The sequence below is a fragment of the Pseudomonas sp. Marseille-QA0892 genome (assembly GCF_054950135.1).
In genome coordinates this window covers 2,849,758-2,868,580 of record NZ_CM143104.1, presented here as the reverse complement: position 1 = coordinate 2,868,580, position 18,823 = coordinate 2,849,758, and the positions used below count along the sequence as shown (strand labels likewise).

Annotated in this window: 19 protein-coding genes; 7 read left to right on the top strand and 12 right to left on the bottom strand. The window is 61.5% G+C overall.

What is annotated here, in order from left to right:
* Nucleotides 1-154: 154 nt before the first annotated feature.
* Together ACY8D3_RS13330 and ACY8D3_RS13325 are read right to left on the bottom strand one after the other, a co-directional pair.
* Nucleotides 155-922 carry an MlaA family lipoprotein gene (locus ACY8D3_RS13330; RefSeq protein ID WP_462379250.1) on the bottom strand — a complete coding sequence of 256 codons (768 nt, stop codon included), beginning with the start codon at nt 920-922 and terminating at the stop codon, nt 155-157.
* Nucleotides 919-2,214 (bottom strand): serine/threonine protein kinase, encoded by a 1,296-nt coding sequence (locus ACY8D3_RS13325; protein WP_462379249.1) that lies wholly within the window; start codon nt 2,212-2,214, stop codon nt 919-921. The genes ACY8D3_RS13330 and ACY8D3_RS13325 overlap by 4 nt, the downstream gene beginning before the upstream one ends.
* 315 nt (nt 2,215-2,529) lie before the next feature.
* On the opposite strand from ACY8D3_RS13325, the gene ACY8D3_RS13320 reads away from it, so the two are divergent.
* From ACY8D3_RS13320 to recJ, 3 genes are all read left to right on the top strand, one after another.
* Entirely contained in the window at nt 2,530-2,805 is a 276-nt protein-coding gene (locus ACY8D3_RS13320) for a DUF3509 domain-containing protein (RefSeq protein ID WP_462379247.1), read from the top strand.
* A 278-nt stretch (nt 2,806-3,083) separates the two neighbouring features.
* Complete coding sequence (locus tag ACY8D3_RS13315; protein ID WP_462379246.1) at nt 3,084-3,626, top strand: YaeQ family protein; 543 nt, start codon at nt 3,084-3,086, stop codon at nt 3,624-3,626.
* A gap of 1 nt (nt 3,627) precedes the next feature.
* Nucleotides 3,628-5,343 (top strand): single-stranded-DNA-specific exonuclease RecJ, encoded by a 1,716-nt coding sequence (gene recJ / locus ACY8D3_RS13310; RefSeq protein WP_462379245.1) that lies wholly within the window; start codon nt 3,628-3,630, stop codon nt 5,341-5,343.
* 12 nt (nt 5,344-5,355) lie between these two features.
* Here recJ and ACY8D3_RS13305 read toward each other — a convergent pair whose 3' ends face one another.
* Together ACY8D3_RS13305 and argF are read right to left on the bottom strand one after the other, a co-directional pair.
* Nucleotides 5,356-6,408 (bottom strand): ABC transporter ATP-binding protein, encoded by a 1,053-nt coding sequence (locus tag ACY8D3_RS13305; protein WP_462379244.1) that lies wholly within the window; start codon nt 6,406-6,408, stop codon nt 5,356-5,358.
* Nucleotides 6,405-7,322 carry an ornithine carbamoyltransferase gene (argF, locus tag ACY8D3_RS13300; protein ID WP_462379243.1) on the bottom strand — a complete coding sequence of 306 codons (918 nt, stop codon included), beginning with the start codon at nt 7,320-7,322 and terminating at the stop codon, nt 6,405-6,407. Before argF ends, ACY8D3_RS13305 begins: the two co-directional genes overlap by 4 nt.
* Before the next feature lie 382 nt (nt 7,323-7,704).
* Between argF and grxD the strand changes: the two genes are divergently transcribed.
* Nucleotides 7,705-8,028, top strand: a complete 324-nt coding sequence (gene grxD / locus ACY8D3_RS13295) for a Grx4 family monothiol glutaredoxin (RefSeq protein ID WP_462379242.1) — start codon at nt 7,705-7,707, stop codon at nt 8,026-8,028.
* 60 nt (nt 8,029-8,088) lie between these two features.
* Here grxD and bfr read toward each other — a convergent pair whose 3' ends face one another.
* Nucleotides 8,089-8,568: a bacterioferritin gene (gene bfr / locus ACY8D3_RS13290; RefSeq protein ID WP_462379241.1), complete on the bottom strand. Its 480-nt coding sequence runs from the start codon at nt 8,566-8,568 to the stop codon at nt 8,089-8,091.
* A 247-nt stretch (nt 8,569-8,815) separates the two neighbouring features.
* Nucleotides 8,816-9,037: a bacterioferritin-associated ferredoxin gene (locus ACY8D3_RS13285; RefSeq protein WP_462379240.1), complete on the bottom strand. Its 222-nt coding sequence runs from the start codon at nt 9,035-9,037 to the stop codon at nt 8,816-8,818.
* A 183-nt stretch (nt 9,038-9,220) separates the two neighbouring features.
* On the opposite strand from ACY8D3_RS13285, the gene dcd reads away from it, so the two are divergent.
* From dcd to ACY8D3_RS13270, 3 genes are all read left to right on the top strand, one after another.
* Entirely contained in the window at nt 9,221-9,787 is a 567-nt protein-coding gene (dcd, locus tag ACY8D3_RS13280) for a dCTP deaminase (RefSeq protein ID WP_462379239.1), read from the top strand.
* Between the two features lie 158 nt (nt 9,788-9,945).
* Entirely contained in the window at nt 9,946-10,134 is a 189-nt protein-coding gene (locus ACY8D3_RS13275) for a hypothetical protein (protein ID WP_462384379.1), read from the top strand.
* A 139-nt stretch (nt 10,135-10,273) separates the two neighbouring features.
* Nucleotides 10,274-10,501: a hypothetical protein gene (locus ACY8D3_RS13270; RefSeq protein WP_462379238.1), complete on the top strand. Its 228-nt coding sequence runs from the start codon at nt 10,274-10,276 to the stop codon at nt 10,499-10,501.
* Between the two features lie 11 nt (nt 10,502-10,512).
* On the opposite strand, the gene pdeM is transcribed toward ACY8D3_RS13270, so the two are convergent.
* The 6 genes from pdeM to cobA form a co-directional block, all read right to left on the bottom strand.
* A complete protein-coding gene (gene pdeM / locus ACY8D3_RS13265) occupies nt 10,513-11,169 on the bottom strand; it encodes a ligase-associated DNA damage response endonuclease PdeM (protein WP_462379237.1) in 657 nt (218 codons plus the stop codon).
* Nucleotides 11,170-11,202: 33 nt separating this feature from the next.
* Nucleotides 11,203-13,779 carry a ligase-associated DNA damage response DEXH box helicase gene (locus tag ACY8D3_RS13260; RefSeq protein WP_462379236.1) on the bottom strand — a complete coding sequence of 859 codons (2,577 nt, stop codon included), beginning with the start codon at nt 13,777-13,779 and terminating at the stop codon, nt 11,203-11,205.
* Nucleotides 13,780-13,831: 52 nt separating this feature from the next.
* A complete protein-coding gene (locus ACY8D3_RS13255; RefSeq protein ID WP_462379235.1) occupies nt 13,832-15,571 on the bottom strand; it encodes an ATP-dependent DNA ligase in 1,740 nt (579 codons plus the stop codon).
* Nucleotides 15,568-16,587, bottom strand: a complete 1,020-nt coding sequence (locus ACY8D3_RS13250; RefSeq protein ID WP_462379234.1) for a ligase-associated DNA damage response exonuclease — start codon at nt 16,585-16,587, stop codon at nt 15,568-15,570. Before ACY8D3_RS13250 ends, ACY8D3_RS13255 begins: the two co-directional genes overlap by 4 nt.
* Nucleotides 16,588-16,701: 114 nt before the next feature.
* A complete protein-coding gene (locus tag ACY8D3_RS13245) occupies nt 16,702-17,985 on the bottom strand; it encodes a nitrate- and nitrite sensing domain-containing protein (protein ID WP_462379233.1) in 1,284 nt (427 codons plus the stop codon).
* A 74-nt stretch (nt 17,986-18,059) separates the two neighbouring features.
* A complete protein-coding gene (gene cobA / locus ACY8D3_RS13240; RefSeq protein WP_462384377.1) occupies nt 18,060-18,812 on the bottom strand; it encodes a uroporphyrinogen-III C-methyltransferase in 753 nt (250 codons plus the stop codon).
* Nucleotides 18,813-18,823: the final 11 nt, after the last annotated feature.

The following is an 18,823-nucleotide window of genomic DNA, read 5'->3' as shown; positions in this document are numbered from 1 at the left end:
CCTTGGCGTTAATCGTACGCGCTCTGGGGCTCACCTGGCATCAATACGGGTGAAGCAACGCACGACATCGCCCGGCTGGGCCGGTATAGGCCTGCAAAAGAGGTATCAGGCAGGAGGGGGTATCGGCGGCGGAGGCGCGCCGATACCGATCATCTCACTCGGCGATCTGAAGCTGTCGGGACTTGGTATAGACGTACCGGATCTTCTCGTACTCGAAGGGCGAGTTCAGCTGACCATAACGCAACGGCGTGTTGTAGCGCGTATCGATACCGCGGAGCAGGATGACCTCAGGGTGGTCCCCCGAGCCGGTCGCGGCGTTGAGGAACTCGACCTGGCTTTCGAGTGTGAAGTCAGTGATAAGACCCGTGGTATCACGAAGGTTCGATGGGCCGAACAGTGGAAGCATGACGTAAGGTCCGTTTGGCACGCCCCAGTAGCCGAGCGTCTGTCCGAAGTCTTCCGGCTGGCGTGGCAGACCCATCAGGGTGGCCGGATCCCAGAGGCCGAGCACGCCGAAGGTGGTGTTGAACAGGATGCGCGCAGTGGTATCGCCAGAGCGCTTGAACTTCAGCTGCGCGAGGCTATTGAACAGGTTCGTGAAGTCGCCAAGGTTGCGGAAGAAGTTACTGACGCCACTTCGCACGAAGCGAGGCGTTACCCTTTCATAGCCACGGACCGTTGGCAGCAGGACCCACTGATCCAGTCGATAGTTGAAGTGGTAGACGCGGCGGTTCCATGGCTCCCACGGATCGTAGATGTCGAGGGCCCGGAAAGTTGCCCGTTCGAACTCATGCTGGTCCAGGCCTGGGTTGAAATGCAAGTACTGCATCGGGTTCTTGAAGCCGTCTTCGTCCACGAGGCGTTGTTGGGCATGGGCCACGCCGGTGGTCAACAGCAGCACGAACAACAGGCGTCGAATCATTTGAAGAACTCCACCATCGCGTTGCTGTTAACGGTGTAATTGAGGTTGCCGCAGTGCCCGCCGTATGGGTACAGGGTGAGGCGATCAGCGAAGGTACGGCGCAGGAAACCGATGTCCCCTGTGCCGAGAATGATGTCGTCCGCATTGTGCATCACGGCGATCTTGTCGGAGGACCGCAAGTAGTCCTCCAGCGCGTAAAGGCTGCTTTGCTGGATCAGCTCGTTGAGGCTCGTCCCCTTGTGACGCGCACGCCACATGGGGATCAGCTGATTGGTCATGTAGCAGTCGAAATCACACTGCAGCGCACGCTCGAAGAACGGCGTAAGGCTCGTGCCTTCAGTGATGATCTGCCCGGGTGGCGTTATCAGGCCGCGGCGATTCAGCAGGTCCGATGTGAATGCGATATCCGCAGACGAAAATCGGAATGACGTGCCGATGAGCATCGCCATTTCATCGTTGGTGAGATGCTGCCTTGAGCGCTGGAAGTCGTACAGCATCGCATCGTTTATGTCGACATAGCCCCGCTCTCGGAAGTACCGCGTGAGCTTGGCCAACACAACCTCGTAGAAGGTGGTGTGGTTGTCGATGCCCTTGACGCGGGTTTGGACCAAAAGGTCCAGATTGCTGATCGAGGTATAGAGGTTAACCGGTGGGTTCAGCAGCAGCACGCGTTCGAAGTTGAAGCTGCGGCGCGTTTCGTCCAGGTGGCTGACGAACGCTGCGTTCAGCGCGCCGAGACTGTAGCCCGTCAGGAAGTACTTGGTTACCGGCAGGTCCGGGTGCCCTGCCTTGACGGCTTGCATTACCCGGTACAGGTCGTCGGCATCTTCGGCGGAAAGCCCTGGGGTAGCCGAGCGTGATGCGGCCGCCATGAAGTCGTAGCTGGTAGGAGAGGACAGCTGGACGACGTGGAACCCGGCGCCATAGAACAGCTGCTTGAGGAACTCCGACGTGCTGCTTGAATAGCGGGCGCCTGTTCCGGCGATGATGAAGATCAGAGGTGCCGGGCCGGATTGGCGGGCCAGGCGGTAGCTCATCGTTTTCACTGGCCAGAAATTTGGCGGCAGCGTGAATTCCCGCTCGGGGCGCAGTTTTACGCTGTAGTCGCGCTGATCAATATCCTCAGGCAGTGGGACATCAGGGCGAAGATTGGGTGGCGTGGAGGTGATGGTCGCTTCGAACGGGTTGACCAGTGGATAGCCGTAGGTCGCAGGATCGATGTCTTTGGCGTGCGCCAATGCAGTGCAGACCAGAGCGCCGACCAGTCCGACAAGACGCAACAGTGATGCCATGTTTGATTCCCTTCGCAAATGTCCAGCGGGAGAAAAATGTGGAGCTATGACCTACGAAGCGTGGGTTCGTGCCGTTCGCTGACGGTAGATTGTACATCGGTGTTGCTGGTATGGACGTTGTCATATGTGTCGTGCATTGTTGGGGCACATGGCCGTTCAGCGTGAGTGAAGCCGCTCCGAGCTGGGGCGAACTTCCGACGGGCATGAGCGGTCTTTAATTGGGCATCTGCGTGCACCCACCCAGATTCGAGCCGACAGCGTGCGGACCGGTTTTCCGGCGTGGGGCACAGGTATCGGCAAACAAGAAGGTGATGAATGATGCGCAGCACGGAAGACCTGCTGATTGAAGCGTTGACGCCCTATGAAGTGGCGTTTGGCCCAGTCCGTGAGGACGGTGCCCGTACCCTTGCGCTGTATGGGGAGCAAGGCCAGTTGTTGCTCGAAACCACACTTTGCCGCGCTCAGCTCGAAGACAGGCGCTCTCTTACCGATGTTGTAGATGGTATCCGTCATGATCTGAGATTGAGCCGTCCCTCCAACTGGATGCCACCGGTGATCTTCGGCGACCGGATCGATCAGCACGCCGCCTGATGGCGCTTACTGACCGTCGGCCTAGGCGATTCCGCCCGGAACGCACGGTCTGAAATCGAATCTCAAATCATGTGGCACCGACGTCATTCGCTCCTGTGGCGGCGGTGCTCGACCTGGCCGCCTGGTGGGCGGCCAGCCTTGAACCCCGAGTCTCCTTCCCCAAGGCTCGGGGTTTTCTTTGCGGGCAATGGAGCGTGCATCCATCGTTTCGCTCCGGTGTGGCAGGCCGCATTGCGGTAAACTGGCCGGCCATTCGTCACGCGATCTCCGAAGCTCCTATGGCACTGCAAGCCACACCCTACAAGGTCGAGCTCAACCTGACCGACCTTGACCGCAACGTCTACGAAAACCTGCGTTTCACTGTCGCCCGCCATCCTTCGGAGACCGAGGAGAGGCTCGCTGCGCGACTGGTCGCCTATATCCTCTGGTATCACGAAGCGCTGAGCTTTGGGCGAGGGCTTTCGGACGTGGATGAACCGGCGCTCTGGGAAAAGAGCCTGGACGATCGCGTGCTGCACTGGGTCGAAGTCGGCCAACCCGATGCCGAACGAATTATCTGGTGCTCTCGCCGTACCGAACGCTTCAGTCTCGCGGCGTATGGCAATCTGCGCGTATGGCAGACCAAGGTGCTCGACGGCGTGAAGCATCTGAAGAATGTCAATGTCGTTGCGCTTGATCAGGACGCGTTGGGTGCCATCGCAGCCAACCTGCCGCGGGCCATCGTATGGAGTGCAATGATCAGCGACGGCACGCTTTTCATCACCGACGAGCGTGGCCAGCACGAAGTCCCGCTGGAATGGCTGATGGGGGATCGAGGCTAGGATGCGTATCGACGTTCGCCCCGTTCCTGACACGCTTCCTGACCTCGGAGACCTTCCTCCGCTGTTGACGCGACTCTACGCAGCCCGCGGGGTCAAGGCGGCCGCCGAACTGGACAAGGGGCTCGCGCGCCTGGTGCCGTATGCGCAGCTGCGCGGCATCGAGCGGGCTGTCACGCTGTTGGCCGAGGCCATCGAGCGCCAGCAGCGTATTCTCATTGTCGGCGACTTCGATGCAGATGGCGCAACGGCCAGCAGCGTGGGTGTACTGGGTCTCAGGCAGCTGGGCGCGGCACACGTCGATTATCTGGTTCCGAATCGCTTCGAATACGGTTATGGGCTGACGCCCGAAATCGTGGCTGTCGCCCTGCAGCGATCGCCTGACCTTTTGGTCACCGTCGACAACGGCATTTCGAGTCTTGACGGCGTTGCGGCGGCCAAGGCAGCAGGTCTCAAGGTGGTGGTAACCGACCACCATTTGCCCGGCCCGGACTTGCCCGACGCCGACGCGATCGTCAATCCCAACCAGCCCGAGTGCTCGTTCCCCAGCAAATGCATTGCCGGGGTCGGCGTCATCTTCTATGTGTTGCTCGCACTGCGCGCCCGACTGCGCGCGCAAGATTGGTTCGTGCGGTCCGGGCGGCAAGAGCCCAACCTGGCCGAGCTGCTGGATCTCGTGGCGCTCGGCAGCGTGGCGGATGTCGTGCCGCTGGACGCGAACAACCGGATCTTCGTCCATCAGGGCCTGGCCAGGATCCGAGCGGGCCGTGCCCGTCCGGGGCTGCGTGCCATACTCGAGGTTGCAGGGCGCGATCCTCGGCGCATCACGTCGACCGATTTGGGTTTCATTCTCGGGCCCCGGCTGAATGCAGCCGGGCGTCTAGACGACATGTCGCTCGGTATCGAATGCCTCCTCTGCGAAGACGAGGCGCTGGCTCGGGACATGGCAGTCCAGCTGGATCAACTGAACCAGGACCGCAAGGCGATTGAGCAGGGAATGCAGCGTGAGGCGCTTGCCCAGCTCAAGGACCTTCCGGCCGACGACATGCCATTCGGACTATGCCTGTTCGATCCCGATTGGCACCAGGGTGTCATTGGTATCCTGGCTTCGCGCCTGAAGGAGCGTTATCACCGGCCGACCATCGCATTCGCCGATGCGGGCGAGGGAGTGCTCAAGGGCTCAGCGCGCTCGGTGCCTGGTCTGCACATCCGCGATGCGCTCGATGCAGTGGCAGCGCGCCACCCTGGGCTGATCAGCAAGTTCGGCGGGCACGCCATGGCGGCTGGACTTTCGCTGCCACAGGAAAACTTCGGTGCTTTCGCCGTGGCGTTCGATGCCGAGGTCAGGCGTCAGCTCACTGACGATGATCTGACTGGCCGCTTGCTGTCAGACGGCTGCCTGGGCGTCGAGGAATTCCACTTGGAGCTCGCCAAGGCGCTACGTCATGCTGGCCCTTGGGGACAGCATTTCCCGGAACCGCTTTTCCACGGCATCTTCCAGATTGTGCATCAGCGCCTGGTCGGCGAGCGCCATTTGAAGCTGGTTGTGAAAAGTGAATGTGGGTCGCTGCAGCTCGATGGCATCGCATTCAATATCGACCGCGAACTCTGGCCCAACCCGAGCATTCGCTGGGCAGAAGTCGCCTACAAGCTGGACGTGAACGAGTATCGCGGGCAGGAAAGCGTGCAGCTGCTTGTACAGCACATCAGCCCGCGGTAGCGGGCCGTGCCATCAGCCAGCGTCTGCTGGAAACACGCTCAGAGGACGTGGCTTGACCTCAATGCCTATTTCATCAAGAGGCATCACGTCAGTGTCGCTGCCAAAGAGCGCTTCGACCGTCCGGCCGGATGGCAGCACCAGGCGGTAAAGTGTCATTGCGCCGAGAAATACGCGACTGGCCACACGAGCCGTTAGCTCGCTATTCGGCGACGGGATGATCGAATCCGGGCGAAGCAGCACTTTCACGGGGGTGCCGTCTGCCAATGCATGGCCTGCCTTGATAGGGAGATCGCCAAGCTCGCTGCTGGCCAGGGATGACGTCTGGAGCGTCCCGCGGACGAAATAACCCTGGCCGACGAAGCTCGCCACGAAAGGCGTAGCCGGCTGGTGGTAGAGGGTATGCGGCGTCGCCCACTGTTCGAGATGGCCGCGCTGGAAAACACCGACGCGATCGCTTACGGCAAAGGCTTCTTCCTGATCATGAGTGACCAGAATCGCGCTCGTTCCTCGCGCCTTGAGGATATCGCGGACTTCCTGGCTTAACGATCGGCGCAGCTCGACATCGAGGTTCGAAAATGGCTCGTCGAGCAGCAGCAGGCGTGGGGAAGGTGCCAGGGCGCGGGCAAGCGCAACACGTTGCTGCTGCCCTCCCGAGAGTTCGTGCGGGTGACGATTGGCAAACGGATCGAGCTTCACCAGTTCAAGTAGCTCGGAGACCACGTTCTCACGTGCGGGCAGTTTCCGTATGCCGAAGCTGATGTTTTCGCGCACGGTCAGATGGGGGAAAAGGGCATAGTCCTGAAAAACCATCCCGATTCGTCGCTTCTCCGGCGCGAGCGTGAAGCCCGGCTTCGAGAGGACCTCGCCGGCGAGCTCGATCTGGCCCTCCAACAGTGGCTCGAAGCCGGCAATCGCGCGAAGTGTAGTGGTCTTGCCGCAGCCGGAGGGGCCAAGCAGGCAGCCGATATCGCCCGCATCCAGGGCGAGGTCCAGATTCTGAACGATGCGCTGCTCACCGTAGCCGCAGGAAAGGCCGCTGAGGGTGAGCAGGGTATCGGTCGTCATTCGGCGTGGACGGGGGCTATCAACAATTCGAGCAGCGCCTTTTGGGCGTGCAGCCGGTTTTCCGCCTGATCCCAGGCGACCGAGCGCGGATCGTCCAGCAAATCGTCGCTGACTTCTTCGCCACGATGCGCTGGCAGGCAATGCATGAAGATCACGCTTTCGTCGGCCGCGTCCAGGAGCGAACGGTCGACTTGGTACGGCGCGAACAGCGCGAGCCGCTCCGAGGCTTCACCTTCCTGACCCATTGAGGCCCAGACATCCGTGCTGACCAGATGTGCACCCTGAACCGCCTCGCGCGGATCGCGCATGACGTGGATGCGGTCGCCCGCTTGAGCCGTCAGACGCCCATCCGGCTCGTAGCCGGCCGGGCAGGCGACATTGAGGCGGAAGTCGAACTGCATGGCGGCCTCGATGTAGCTGTTGCACATATTATTGCCGTCGCCGATCCAGGCCACTGTCTTGCCTGCGATGCTGCCCCGGTGTTCGGCGAAGGTCTGCATGTCGGCCAACAGCTGGCAGGGATGCAGATCGTCGGATAGACCATTGATCACAGGGACACGGGAGTGCGCGGCAAAATCAAGCAGGTTCTGGTGGGCGAAGGTGCGGATCATCACGGCGTCCAGCATGCTGGAGAGCACGATCGCGCTGTCGCAGATCGGTTCGCCACGGCCAAGTTGCGTATCGCGGGGTGACAGGAAAATCGCCTGTCCACCCAGCTGGATCATTCCCGCTTCGAACGAAACACGCGTACGCGTCGACGCCTTTTCGAAAATCATACCCAGGATACGACTCTTGAGCGGCTCATGGAGCGCGCCGCGTCGGCGCAGGTCTTTCAGCTCCATGCCGCGACGAATCAGGCCAGACAGTTCCGCCGGGCTGTAGTCCATCATGGAGAGAAAGTGCCGAATGCTCATGGTGCGTTACCTGTATTCACTGCTGCAGGCCCTGGTCCGTGGCCTGAATGCGTGAGGTTGGGTGAGGCGGGGGACCAGCTGCGATCTCGCTGGGGCATCGCGTATTCGCGCGCCAGCGTCAGTCATCGCGTATTCGTGCCAGCTGGAGGCAACGAATTGAGTGAAGGCGGGATCTTATAAGGAAGTCGAACATTGGCGCAATCGGCCCGCTTCTGCCGCCTGGGTGGAACCCGATCGCGCCGGATTGAACCCGAGAGACTGGACGGAGCAGGCATTGCGGAGGGGTAGGGTGCCAAGAAGTCCGAGCGGGCAGGTCGGATTTTGGTTACACTGCCGCAATCGTGCCGGCCCTGTCCGGGAAGTACTGTTTCAAGAGGTGCTCATGGATATCATCGAAACCATTAAAGACCAGATCTCCAGCAACAGCGTCCTGCTGTACATGAAAGGCTCACCGAATGCGCCCCAGTGCGGCTTCTCTGCCCGCGCCTCGCAGGTGCTAATGGCATGTGGCGAGAAGTTCGCCTATGTCGACATTCTTCAAAACCCTGAAATTCGCGCCAACCTGCCCAAGTACGGCAACTGGCCTACGTTCCCGCAGCTGTGGGTGAACGGCGAACTGGTTGGCGGTAGCGACATCCTCATCGAAATGTTCGAGAAGGGCGAGCTTCAGCCATTGATCAAAGAAGCGGTTGCGAAGCCCGAATAAGCAATCGCGCATAAAAAAGCCCCGCATCAGCGGGGCTTTTTTATTGAGCCTGTTCCTGTCTCAATGGTCTTCATCGCCCATCTGCGACTGCAGGTAATTCTCCAGACCCACTTTCTCAATCAGGCCCAGCTGGGTTTCGAGCCAGTCTATGTGCTCTTCTTCGGACTCCAGAATGTCCTCCAGCAGTTCGCGGCTGCCATAATCGCCGACGCTTTCGCAGTGCGCGATCGCGGTCTTGAGATCCGGCACGGCCATCTGCTCGAGCTTCAGGTCGCACTCCAGCATCTCCTTGGTATTTTCACCAATGAACAGCTTGCCCAGTTCCTGAAGGTTGGGCAGGCCTTCGAGGAAAAGAATGCGTTTGATGAGCTTATCGGCATGCTTCATCTCATCAATGGATTCATCGTACTCGTGCTTGCCAAGACGATTCAGACCCCAGTCCTCGTACATGCGCGCATGCAGGAAATACTGGTTGATTGCCACGAGTTCGTTGCCCAGTACCTTGTTCAGATGCTGAATGACAATCTTGTCGCCTTTCATTGGAAGAGTCCGCCGTGCCGATTTGTAATAGCCGAAGTGTGCGGACCAAACTCACAAGGGTCAACAGTAACTATCTGATATTCATAGGGATTCGAATCTGAATAAGAATGTTTGCATTCCGCATTCGGATGCTAAACATATGATTCGAAACACAAACCTGAAGCGCGGCATGAACGATCCGCTTCCCGAGCGGAAACAACGGGCACAAAAAAAGCGACCTTCGGGTCGCTTTCTTATTCATCACTGATCAGGCAGAGGCAAATTGCGCAGGATAAGCCAGGTTGACCGCCGCGCTGCTCTGTACCTCGGCGAGGGTATCGCGTACGACTTGCTTGGCAACGCACGCACACTTTCCGCATTGAGTCCCTACGCCCAATGACTCGCGAACATCACGGTAGCTGCAGCACCCTTCATAGATCGCGTCGCGGATCTGTCCGTCGGTTACACCCTGGCAGAGACATACGTACATGCGTGGCCCTATAGCGAATGTGGCGTGTTGCCGGGGATATTAATGTTAATGAGAATGATAGTCAAAGCGGTGAGCGCGGGTGCGACGAGCGGTAAAACGGGTTCGGCGTCTGCTTGCTTTGAAGACCTGAGCCGCCGCCGGTAATATGCGCGGCACTATTCATATAGCCTTCAGGACGCCCTCATGAGCATCAAATCTGACAAGTGGATCCGCCGCATGGCGCTCGAGCAGGGCATGATCGAGCCGTTCGTCGAGCGTCAGGTACGAGGCGCGGATGAAAGCCGGGTCATCTCGTACGGTGTATCCAGTTATGGCTACGATGTCCGCTGTGCGGACGAATTCAAGGTCTTCACCAATATCCACTCCGCTATCGTGGATCCGAAGAATTTTGACGAAAAGAGCTTCGTCGATATCAAAAGCGACGTCTGCATCATCCCTCCAAACTCGTTCGCGCTTGCCCGGACGGTCGAGTACTTCCGCATCCCGCGTGATGTCCTCACCATCTGCCTGGGCAAAAGCACCTACGCGCGTTGCGGCATCATCGTCAACGTGACGCCGCTGGAGCCCGAGTGGGAAGGTCATGTCACCCTCGAGTTTTCCAATACCACCAACCTGCCGGCCAAGATCTACGCCAATGAAGGCGTGGCGCAGATGCTCTTTCTGCAGTCGGACGAGGCATGCGAAGTGTCGTACAAGGACCGCGGTGGCAAGTATCAGGGCCAGCGGGGCGTGACCCTGCCCAAGGCCTGATACTCGCGCCAGCGTGCAACGCGTTGGCGCCTAAAAAGACGAGCGGGGGGAATTTTCGATCGCGCCCCCGCCTCTATCTGGTACAGCCCGCTGTAGTGCGTGCGCCCCGATGGAGCCTTGCGATGTCTTATTACCTCGATACGAACGCGGCGCGGACGATGCCCGATGACCCGATACTTGCCGAACTGATTCTGGCTGAACATGCCGTAGGGGTATGGAGGCAGTTGGCCGGCGGTATTCCGGGCCAGCCTCAACCAGACACGCCCGAGCCTGGCGTGCCGGATCTGCCGACCGAACCCGGGGAGCCGACGGTGCCTGATCAGCCGCCGCCAACGCCCATGGCCTGAGCTCAGCATCCGGAACTGCATTCGGTGTCACCGGTTACGACCCATTACAAATTGCGGGCGACGAACCCGCGTCTGATCGTCTTTACTGGATTGGCGGCCGAGTCTGGCTGCCACAGTCAGTTTTGTGGAGGAATGCGTCATGTCGAAATGGGCTATCACCTACAGCAAAGACAACAACACTGCGAAGCTGGAGCTCGAATCGCCCGAAGCGCCGAGCATGGATGATGCAGTGCAGCATGTGCTTACCTACGCGGACGAGCACTGCGAGGCGAAAGAGCCAGGCGACGAGACGCTTGATCTGAGTGAGCCAGCGGTGCAGCTCGCGGAATGTTATGGCATCGCGATTACCGGTATTTCCCGGCTCTAGGCCTTTCCTAATCACCCAACCTTCCAGACGCCACCGTCCGCCACGACGTACTGTCGTGAGCCTTCGGTGGCGTCGACGTTCATGCCCCCGGTAAAGAGACCGAACGCCGGCATCAGGCACATCCGGTCCTCGAAGTGAAAGCATGGCAGGCGCAGCCGCTCACGACCTGGGCCGCGCAAGACCCTCATGGGATGAAGGTGCCCCGCGACGACGCCGTGAGTCGGGTGCGGATCGGGCTCGTGTTGCAATGCCAGGGGCCCTAAAAGCAGCGGTTCAGCGACTGAGCGAATCGCGAGCTCTGCGGGCGGATCGCCAGCGCGTCGATCGTGATTGCCGCGGATAAGAATGACCTCCAGCTCCGCATGCTGCTGGCGCCATCGACCTAGCATGTGGAGCGTTGCGAGATTGTGCGCTTCCGGCGCATGCAGAAAATCACCGAGGATGATGAGCCGCTCGCTGGGATAGCGCTCCAGCAAATGATCGATGCGTGCAAGATTATCGGCGGTGGTTCCGTGCGGGACCGGTTGCCCGAGCCGCCGGTAGGTTGCAGCCTTGCCAATATGCACATCAGCCATGAGCAGTGCGCCCTGATCAGGCCAATGGATGGCTTTGTCAGCTAACAGCAGGAGGTCTGCACCACAGTATGTGACGGGAAGGGCAGGGGTCATGCAGGGAATTCAGCTCCTCTGAGGTCGGATGGATTAACGCATCCTGGGTTTACGTGGAGTGCGATTGCTGCGTCGCGGCTCGCCGGTCTTTCGGCTACGCGGCTCCCGCTTGGAGGATTTTTCGCGCGGCGCCTCGATCGTGGCGTCTGGCTCGATGTGATAGCCGCCGGGGCCTGCCGCTTGATCGAGATCGGCGACCATGCGGCGAATACGGTCTGCAAGCTTTTCCGAGCTCATGCTTTCACGGAAACGCTCGACCATCAGCGGAAATGCCAAAGGCGTGGCGCGCTTGACCGCGTGCATGTCCAATCGCAGCGACCGCAGTCGGGTCAAGGTGTCCTGCAGACGATGGACGTCCAGCTCCTGCTTGAGTACCTCCTCCTCGGCCTGGCCCAGGAGCAGATTTTCCGGATCGTACTGGCGGAACACATCGAAGAACAGGCCGCTGGACGCCTGCAGCTGCCGCGTGCTCTTTTGTGCGCCGGGGTACCCCGAAAACACCAGGCCGGCCACCCGAGCGATTTCTCGAAAGCGGCGTCGCGCGAGCTCGCTCGCATTAAGGCTGGCGAGCACGTCATGCAGCAGGTCGCTCGGGTCGAACAGTGTCTCGTTCAGCCATTGCGGCCAGTCCACTTCGGTCGGTGATAACAGCTCGAAGCCGTAGTCGTTGACGGCAATCGAAAACGTCGCAGGTTGCCGCTGGCCCATTCGCCAGGCAAGCAGGCTGGCGAGGCCCAGATGCACATGCCGTCCTGCGAACGGGTAGAGAAACAGGTGCCAGCCTTCCCTGGATTTCATGGTTTCGGCCAGGAGCGTATCGGGCGTGGGCAACGCAGACCAGTCCTTCTGAACACTCAGCAGCGGTTGCACCAATTGCATCTCGTCGTTGGCAAATCGCCCTTCGGCCGCTTCACCGAATTGCGCTACCACGGCGTCCGCCAGCTCGCTCGAAAGGGGCATTCGGCCGCCATTCCAGCGCGGTACGGCTGCCTTTCGGCCGCTGGCACGGTTGACGAATGCAACCATGCCTTCCACCCGGACGAGTTCAAGCAGCCGGCCTGCAAACAGAAAGCAATCACCTGGTCGCAGCCGGGCGATGAAGCCTTCCTCGACCGAGCCCAGCGAAGTGCCGCTGCCGCCTTTGCTCCACCAGCGAACGGTAAGGCTGGCGTCGCTTACGATGGTGCCAATGCTCATACGGTGGCGCAGGGCAATGCGGCGATCCGGCACGCGCCAGATGCCATTCTCGTCGGGCTCGACTCGGCGGTAGTCCGGGTAGGCCGTCAGTGAATGGCCACCGTGGCGAACGAAGGCCAGCGCCCATTCCCATTCCGCGTCGGTGAGCGTCTGGTACGCCCAGGCCTCACACACCTCGGCCAGCAGCGTGTCCGGCTTGAACCCTCCACCGAGCGCCATGCTCACCAGATGCTGGACGAGCACGTCCAGGGGTTTGTCCGGCGATTCTCGGCCCTCGACGCGCCCTGCCGCGATTGCCTTTTGCGCCGCCGCGGCTTCGACCACTTCGATGGAGTGCGTAGGCACCAGCGTCACGCGCGACGGGCGACCCGGCGCATGCCCGGAACGGCCTGCACGTTGCATGAGACGGGCAACGCCCTTAGGGGATCCGATCTGCAGAACACGCTCGACCGGTAGGAAGTCCACGCCCAGATCCAGGCTGGACGTACAGACCACGGCCTTCAGCTGCCCCGTCTTCAGGCCCAGTTCCACCCAGTCCCGCACCTCGCGCGCGAGCGAACCGTGGTGCAGTGCAATCAGTCCCGCCCAGTCCGGGCGTGCACCGAGCAAGGCCTGGTACCAGAGCTCAGCCTGCGAGCGCGTATTGGTAAAGACCAGGGTGGTGCTGGCAGATTCAAGCTCTTCGACCACCCGAGGCAACATGCGCAGGCCGAGGTGACCGGCCCAAGGAAAGCGCTCGATGCTGTCGGGCAGCAATGTGTCGACTTTCAGGGTCTTGTCGACACGGCCCTGGACGACCTTGCCATGACCCGGGTGAAGCAGCACGTCGTGCGCGTGGTCAAGATTACCAAGCGTTGCCGACAGTCCCCAAACCAGGAGGTCGGGGTGCCAGCGACGCAGGCGAGCCAGTGCGAGTTGCAACTGGACGCCTCGTTTGTTGCCCAGCAGTTCGTGCCATTCATCCACCACCACCATACGCAGGCTGTTGAACGCCTGATGCGCGTCTGCACGCGTGAGCAGCAGGGTCAGCGATTCCGGTGTGGTCACCATGACACTAGGAAGCCGTCGCGACTGCCGGGCACGTTCCGCGCTGCCCGTGTCGCCGGTGCGAAGGCCGAGGCTCCAGTTCAGGCCCAGCTCGTCCAGCGGACGCTGCAGGGCGCGCGCCGTATCAGCGGCGAGCGCGCGCATAGGGGTGATCCACAGCACCTGCAGCGGTACAGGTTTCTCACTGGGCTTGGCATTACGCGCCAGGCGGTTGAGTGCGCCCAGCCACACCGCGTATGTCTTGCCCGCCCCGGTGGAGGCGTGGAGCAAGCCTGACTCGCCCCGGCCAATCGCGGCCCAGACCTGTTTCTGGAAGGGAAAGGGTTTCCAGCCATTCGCGGCAAACCAGTCTGACGCCAGTGTCATGAAGACCTGCGCTCATCGGCGGTCGCGCGGTGACATGCAGGCTTCGGGCGGTTCACTGCAGAAGCTCCTGAAGGTTGGCCAGCGTATCCGCTTCGTCGACTTTTTTATCGTGGCGCCAGCGCAGCATGCGCGGAAAGCGTACCGCGATGCCGCTCTTGTGACGTTTCGACAGCGCAATGCCTTCGAACCCCAGCTCAAAGACCAGCGTGGGCGTAACGCTGCGGACCGGGCCAAACTTTTCAACGGTTGTCTTGCGGACGATGGCGTCGACCTTGCGCATCTCTTCGTCTGTGAGGCCGGAGTAGGCCTTTGCGAACGGGACCAGCGTGCGCTCCTTCGAACCCGGCGGATTGTCCCAAACGGCGAACGTATAGTCGGAATACAGACTGGCGCGACGGCCATGGCCGCGCTGTGCGTAGATCAGCACGGCGTCGACGGAGAATGGATCGATCTTCCATTTCCACCACACGCCCATGTCCTTGGTGCGGCCCACACCATAAAGCGCATCGCGTGCCTTGAGCATCATGCCTTCCACGCCTAGCGCACGCGAGGCTTCACGCTGCTCGGCCAGGTCTGCCCAGCTCTCGCCGGTCAGCACCGGCGACGGCATCAGTCGGGGGCTCGCGCAGTCGGCAATGACGGTTTCCATCTGAGCCCTGCGCTCGTACTGGGGGCGGCTTCGCCAATCCTTGCCTTCCCATTCGAGCAGGTCATAGCCCAGTACAGCGACCGGTACGTCCTGCAGGATCTTCTTGGTCAAGGTTTTGCGGCCGATGCGTTGTTGAAGCAGCGCAAAGGGCTGGATGCCAAAGCGCTCCAGTTCGGTTTCCACGCCTTGGTTCAGTGCTTCGCTATCGAGCGAGGAGGCTTCGTTCATGAGGTCGGCTTGTGAAGCGGTCGCATCGGGGGCGTGCTTCCAGACGACAAGTTCGCCGTCGATCACGGTGCCGTCCGGCAGCAATGGGGCCAGCTCGTCGAGCTCGGGAAAACGCTCGCTGATCAGTTCCTCCCCGCGCGACCAGACCCACAAGCGACCATCGCGCTTCACCAGTTGTGCGCGAATGCCATCCCACTTCCACTCGACCTGCCAATGACTCGGAGGGCCAAGCGCGTCATCGAACTGCTCGACCGGCAATTGAAGGGGATGTGCAAGAAAGAAGGGGTACGGCTGACCGCCACGCTGGGCGTGCTCGTCATCCGATTCCGGCGCGATCAGCCGAGCGTAGGCCAGCGCGTCCGGGCGGTTGGACAAATCCGTATAGCCCACCAGACGTTGCGCAATGCGCTTGGCGTCGAGCCCTGTCATGGCTGCCAGTGCACGGGTGACCAACAGCTTGGAAACGCCGACGCGGAAGGCGCCCGTGATCAGTTTCAAGCACACCATCAAGCTCTGCTTGTCGAGCTGGCCCCATAAGGGCGGGAGTGCGTCGGCCAAGGCTTCGGGCGACTGGCCACGCAAGGGCAGGAGCTTGTCTTCCATCCATTCGGCCAGGCCGGCATCGCTGTTGTAGTCAGCCGTTGGCACCAGCAGGGAAACGGTTTCGGCCAGGTCGCCAACGGCCTGGTAGCTTTCCTCGAACAGCCATTCAGGTAGGCCGGCTGCCTGCATTGCCAGTTCCCGCATCAGCCGGGTCGGAACGAGCTGCCTCGGCCGACCGCCCGAGAGGAAGTACACCGCCCACGCGGCGTCGGCGGCGGGTGCATCGCTGAAATAGTCGACCATCGCGGCCAGCTTCGCATTGCTGGATGTGGTTTCGTCCAGTCGAGCGTAGAGTTCGGCGAAGGCTTTCATGGCGCCTCCTTGTCCACGAGCTCAACGTCTTCCTCATCGCCGTATTCGGTCGTGAAGCCCTGGGCGTCCAGGCCCTGCTCGCGCAGGTAGCGGACCAGAACCGCCACCGAGCCATGGGTCACCATGACGCGCTCCGCGCCCGTCTGCTCGACTGCCCAAAGCAGGCCTGGCCAGTCGGCGTGGTCCGAGAGCACGAAACCGCGATCAACGCCCCGACGCCGCCGCGTTCCGCGCAGCATCATCCAGCCGCTGGCAAAGGCATCGGAGTAATCCCCAAATCGGCGCATCCACGTGCTTCCGGCGGCGGAGGGCGGCGCGACGATCAGCGCTTCGCGGATCGTCGGGTCGGTCTTCTTGAAATCACCGGCGTAGTGCGTTTCGGGAATCCGGACGCCGGCATCGCGATAGACCCGGTTGAGCGGCTCGACTGCGCCGTGCACGAGGATCGGACCGATGCTGTCGTCGATCCCGTGAAGAATCCGCTGGGCCTTGCCGAACGCGTAGGAGAACAGCACGCTCGCACGGCCTTGCTCGCGGTTCGCCCGCCACCATTCGTTGATGCCGGCAAATATTTCCGCTTGTGGCTGCCACGTGTAGATCGGCAGGCCGAACGTCGACTCGGTGATGAAGGTATGGCAGCGCACCGGCTCGAACGGATCGCAGGTACCGTCCGGTTCCACCTTGTAGTCCCCCGACGCAACCCAGACTTCCCCTTGGTATTCCAGGCGGATCTGCGCCGACCCCAGCACGTGCCCGGCCGGGTGGAAGCTCAGCGTGACTCCATGGTGAACGAGCCGCTCACCGTAGGGCAGCGTCTGCAGGGGCATGTCAGCGGCGATGCGTGAGCGAAGGATGCCTTCGCTGGCGTCTGCCGCCAGATAGTGGCCCATCCCCCAGCGCGCGTGATCCCCGTGGGCGTGCGTGATGACGGCGCGGTCGACCGGGCGCCAGGGGTCGATGTAGAAGTCGCCGGGCGGGCAGTACAACCCTTCGGGGCGGGCAATGACGAGGTCCATGAATACGCTCGAAACGGGGTTAACCTTTCGAGCGTTGCGAACGGTGCTGAGTTCTACAGTCTGCGAGCGCTGTACAAGTCTGCAGATCGAGATGGCTGAAGCGGCGGGGCGCCGTCAGGAGCGGATGGCCCCCTTGCGGCCAACCTGTTCGAGCACGGTTCTGGCAACGTCAGCCAACCGCATGCCGCGTTGCATGGCCGCGTTTTGCAGATGCTTGTAGGCGTCGCCTTCGTGCAGGTGATATTCCTTCATGAGGGCTTTCTTGGCGCGCTCGACCGTCCGGCGCTCGTCCAGCGTCTGGCGGGCATCCTTGAGCTCATCATTGACGCTCTGCAGGCGTGTCGTCTGCTCCTGCATCAGGTCGAGGATCGAGCGGTTCAAGTGGGCGCCTACCCCGTCCTGGGGGCCGCTGTCCAATGCGCTGCCGTGAATATTGAAAAGTACGGCTTGGCCACTGGCTCGGTCGAAACCTGCGAGCCGCTTGAGAAGCGCCCTGTGATTGTCCAGGTCGGCCTGGGCGGCGCGGATTGCCCCTTGGCAGCGGTCGAGCAGATCTGCGGCAAGATGCGCCTCGATCGTCTTCATGGCATCGATGCGCTGTGTGGCGAGATCGAACCAGAGGTCGCACAGTGACGGTGAAACGGCCGCGTCTTTCGACGTCCGCTGCGCCATCGTGCGCAACTGCGCCAGCTGGACGGCGGGCGCGGCGTACTGCACGTTCTCCCAAAGCGTTTGCCCGGTGCGGTCGGTGTACTGGGCAAAGATGTCGAAGCAGCGCGCCTGGCCTTCGGACAAATGTCGAAGGTGGTCGATCTGGTCAGTCGTAAAGAAGCCTGCCGAGAAGCCTGCGACACCGGCCGCTCGCTCTTGTCCGGCGAGCTCCTTGCCCTGCATGAAGTTGAAAAGTGCCACTAGCGCTCGGGTGATCGTGGGATCGACCGCGGTGTCTGCCGCTTCGAAAACGACAGCGAGCAGCCCGCCGATCAGTCGAGTGAAGTGGGCCGTCGCTTGGCCGGGTGAAAGCAGCCCTTCCCGAAGGCGCCGCCTGACACCTGGCAGATCATCCAGGCCATGCAGCACGTACGCGATCCGATTGAACAGGCGAGCGCGGTCGGTCGCGCTGGCGGCTTCGAGGTCGAAGCGCTCGAAGCAGCCCCGGACATGATTCTCGATGGCCTCGGCCTCGTGGCTATGCCCATCGAGTGCGTGCAGCCGTGACGCGTCCTTGTCCGCAAGGAATATGTTCGAGTAGCCACGCTCCTTCTGCAGCGCATGAACCAGTTCGCTGAGCCTTGAAACGAGTTCGCCTGTGAGCGCCAGGCTTTCAAGGCCCTGCAGTTCGCAGCGACGCGCGGCCAGCATGAAGCGCAGGGCCGGCGGCATGTGAAGTTCAGTCATATCGCTAACAACCCCAGCCATTGAACAGATCGCAGGTGCAATTTGCGGTCCATGGGAGATCTACAGCGAGGACGTCAGGAGGCCCGGCGTGCTGACGGCAATGTGTCAGGCAGCGGCAGCGCATGGCCGACGACCTCACCTATCACCAGCACGGCCGGGCTTTGCAAGCCGAACGCCGCGGCGTCTTCGCGCAAGTGGGCGAGGGTAGTGGTCTGGTGACGCTGGTGAGGCAGCGATGCATTTTCGATCATGGCCACCGGCGTGGTAGGGCAGAGCCCGCCCGCGAGCAAGCCCTGGCACGTTGTTTCCAGCGTTGAGACGCCCATGTAAACCACCAAAGTGGTGCCGCTTCGCGCCAGCGCGGCCCAATCCGGTGCGCTGTCATCCTGTGTGTGGGCGGTAACCAGCGTTACGCCTCGGGCGATGCCACGCAGGGTGAGGGAGATTCCGCAAGCGGTCGCACCGGCCAGCCCCGCCGTGATGCCATTGACGATTTCGCACGCGACGCCATGCTTTGCCAGCCACTCGGCCTCTTCGCCGCCACGACCGAAGATGCATGGGTCGCCACCTTTGAGCCGCGCGACGACCTTGCCCTGCCGGGCGTAACGCAGCATCAGCTGATGAATGAATGCCTGCGGCGTCGACCGGCAGCCGCCGCGCTTGCCCACTTTCACCACGCGCGCCTGGGGGCAGTGGTCCAGTACGGCAGGGTTGACGAGATCGTCGATGAGCACGACCTGTGCCTCGTTGAGTGCGCGAACAGCCTTGAGGGTCAGCAATTCCGGATCGCCTGGCCCTGCACCGATCAGCCAGACCTTCGCAGGCAAGGAGAGCACTT

Coding starts and splice junctions, on each gene's coding strand:
- ACY8D3_RS13330 (WP_462379250.1), bottom strand. CDS start 922: ATGATTCGACGCCTGTTGTTCGTGCTGCTGTTGACCACCGGCGTGGCC.
- ACY8D3_RS13325 (WP_462379249.1), bottom strand. CDS start 2,214: ATGGCATCACTGTTGCGTCTTGTCGGACTGGTCGGCGCTCTGGTCTGC.
- ACY8D3_RS13320 (WP_462379247.1), top strand. CDS start 2,530: ATGATGCGCAGCACGGAAGACCTGCTGATTGAAGCGTTGACGCCCTAT.
- ACY8D3_RS13315 (WP_462379246.1), top strand. CDS start 3,084: ATGGCACTGCAAGCCACACCCTACAAGGTCGAGCTCAACCTGACCGAC.
- recJ (WP_462379245.1), top strand. CDS start 3,628: ATGCGTATCGACGTTCGCCCCGTTCCTGACACGCTTCCTGACCTCGGA.
- ACY8D3_RS13305 (WP_462379244.1), bottom strand. CDS start 6,408: ATGACGACCGATACCCTGCTCACCCTCAGCGGCCTTTCCTGCGGCTAC.
- argF (WP_462379243.1), bottom strand. CDS start 7,322: ATGAGCATTCGGCACTTTCTCTCCATGATGGACTACAGCCCGGCGGAA.
- grxD (WP_462379242.1), top strand. CDS start 7,705: ATGGATATCATCGAAACCATTAAAGACCAGATCTCCAGCAACAGCGTC.
- bfr (WP_462379241.1), bottom strand. CDS start 8,568: ATGAAAGGCGACAAGATTGTCATTCAGCATCTGAACAAGGTACTGGGC.
- ACY8D3_RS13285 (WP_462379240.1), bottom strand. CDS start 9,037: ATGTACGTATGTCTCTGCCAGGGTGTAACCGACGGACAGATCCGCGAC.
- dcd (WP_462379239.1), top strand. CDS start 9,221: ATGAGCATCAAATCTGACAAGTGGATCCGCCGCATGGCGCTCGAGCAG.
- ACY8D3_RS13275 (WP_462384379.1), top strand. CDS start 9,946: ATGCCCGATGACCCGATACTTGCCGAACTGATTCTGGCTGAACATGCC.
- ACY8D3_RS13270 (WP_462379238.1), top strand. CDS start 10,274: ATGTCGAAATGGGCTATCACCTACAGCAAAGACAACAACACTGCGAAG.
- pdeM (WP_462379237.1), bottom strand. CDS start 11,169: ATGACCCCTGCCCTTCCCGTCACATACTGTGGTGCAGACCTCCTGCTG.
- ACY8D3_RS13260 (WP_462379236.1), bottom strand. CDS start 13,779: ATGACACTGGCGTCAGACTGGTTTGCCGCGAATGGCTGGAAACCCTTT.
- ACY8D3_RS13255 (WP_462379235.1), bottom strand. CDS start 15,571: ATGAAAGCCTTCGCCGAACTCTACGCTCGACTGGACGAAACCACATCC.
- ACY8D3_RS13250 (WP_462379234.1), bottom strand. CDS start 16,587: ATGGACCTCGTCATTGCCCGCCCCGAAGGGTTGTACTGCCCGCCCGGC.
- ACY8D3_RS13245 (WP_462379233.1), bottom strand. CDS start 17,985: ATGACTGAACTTCACATGCCGCCGGCCCTGCGCTTCATGCTGGCCGCG.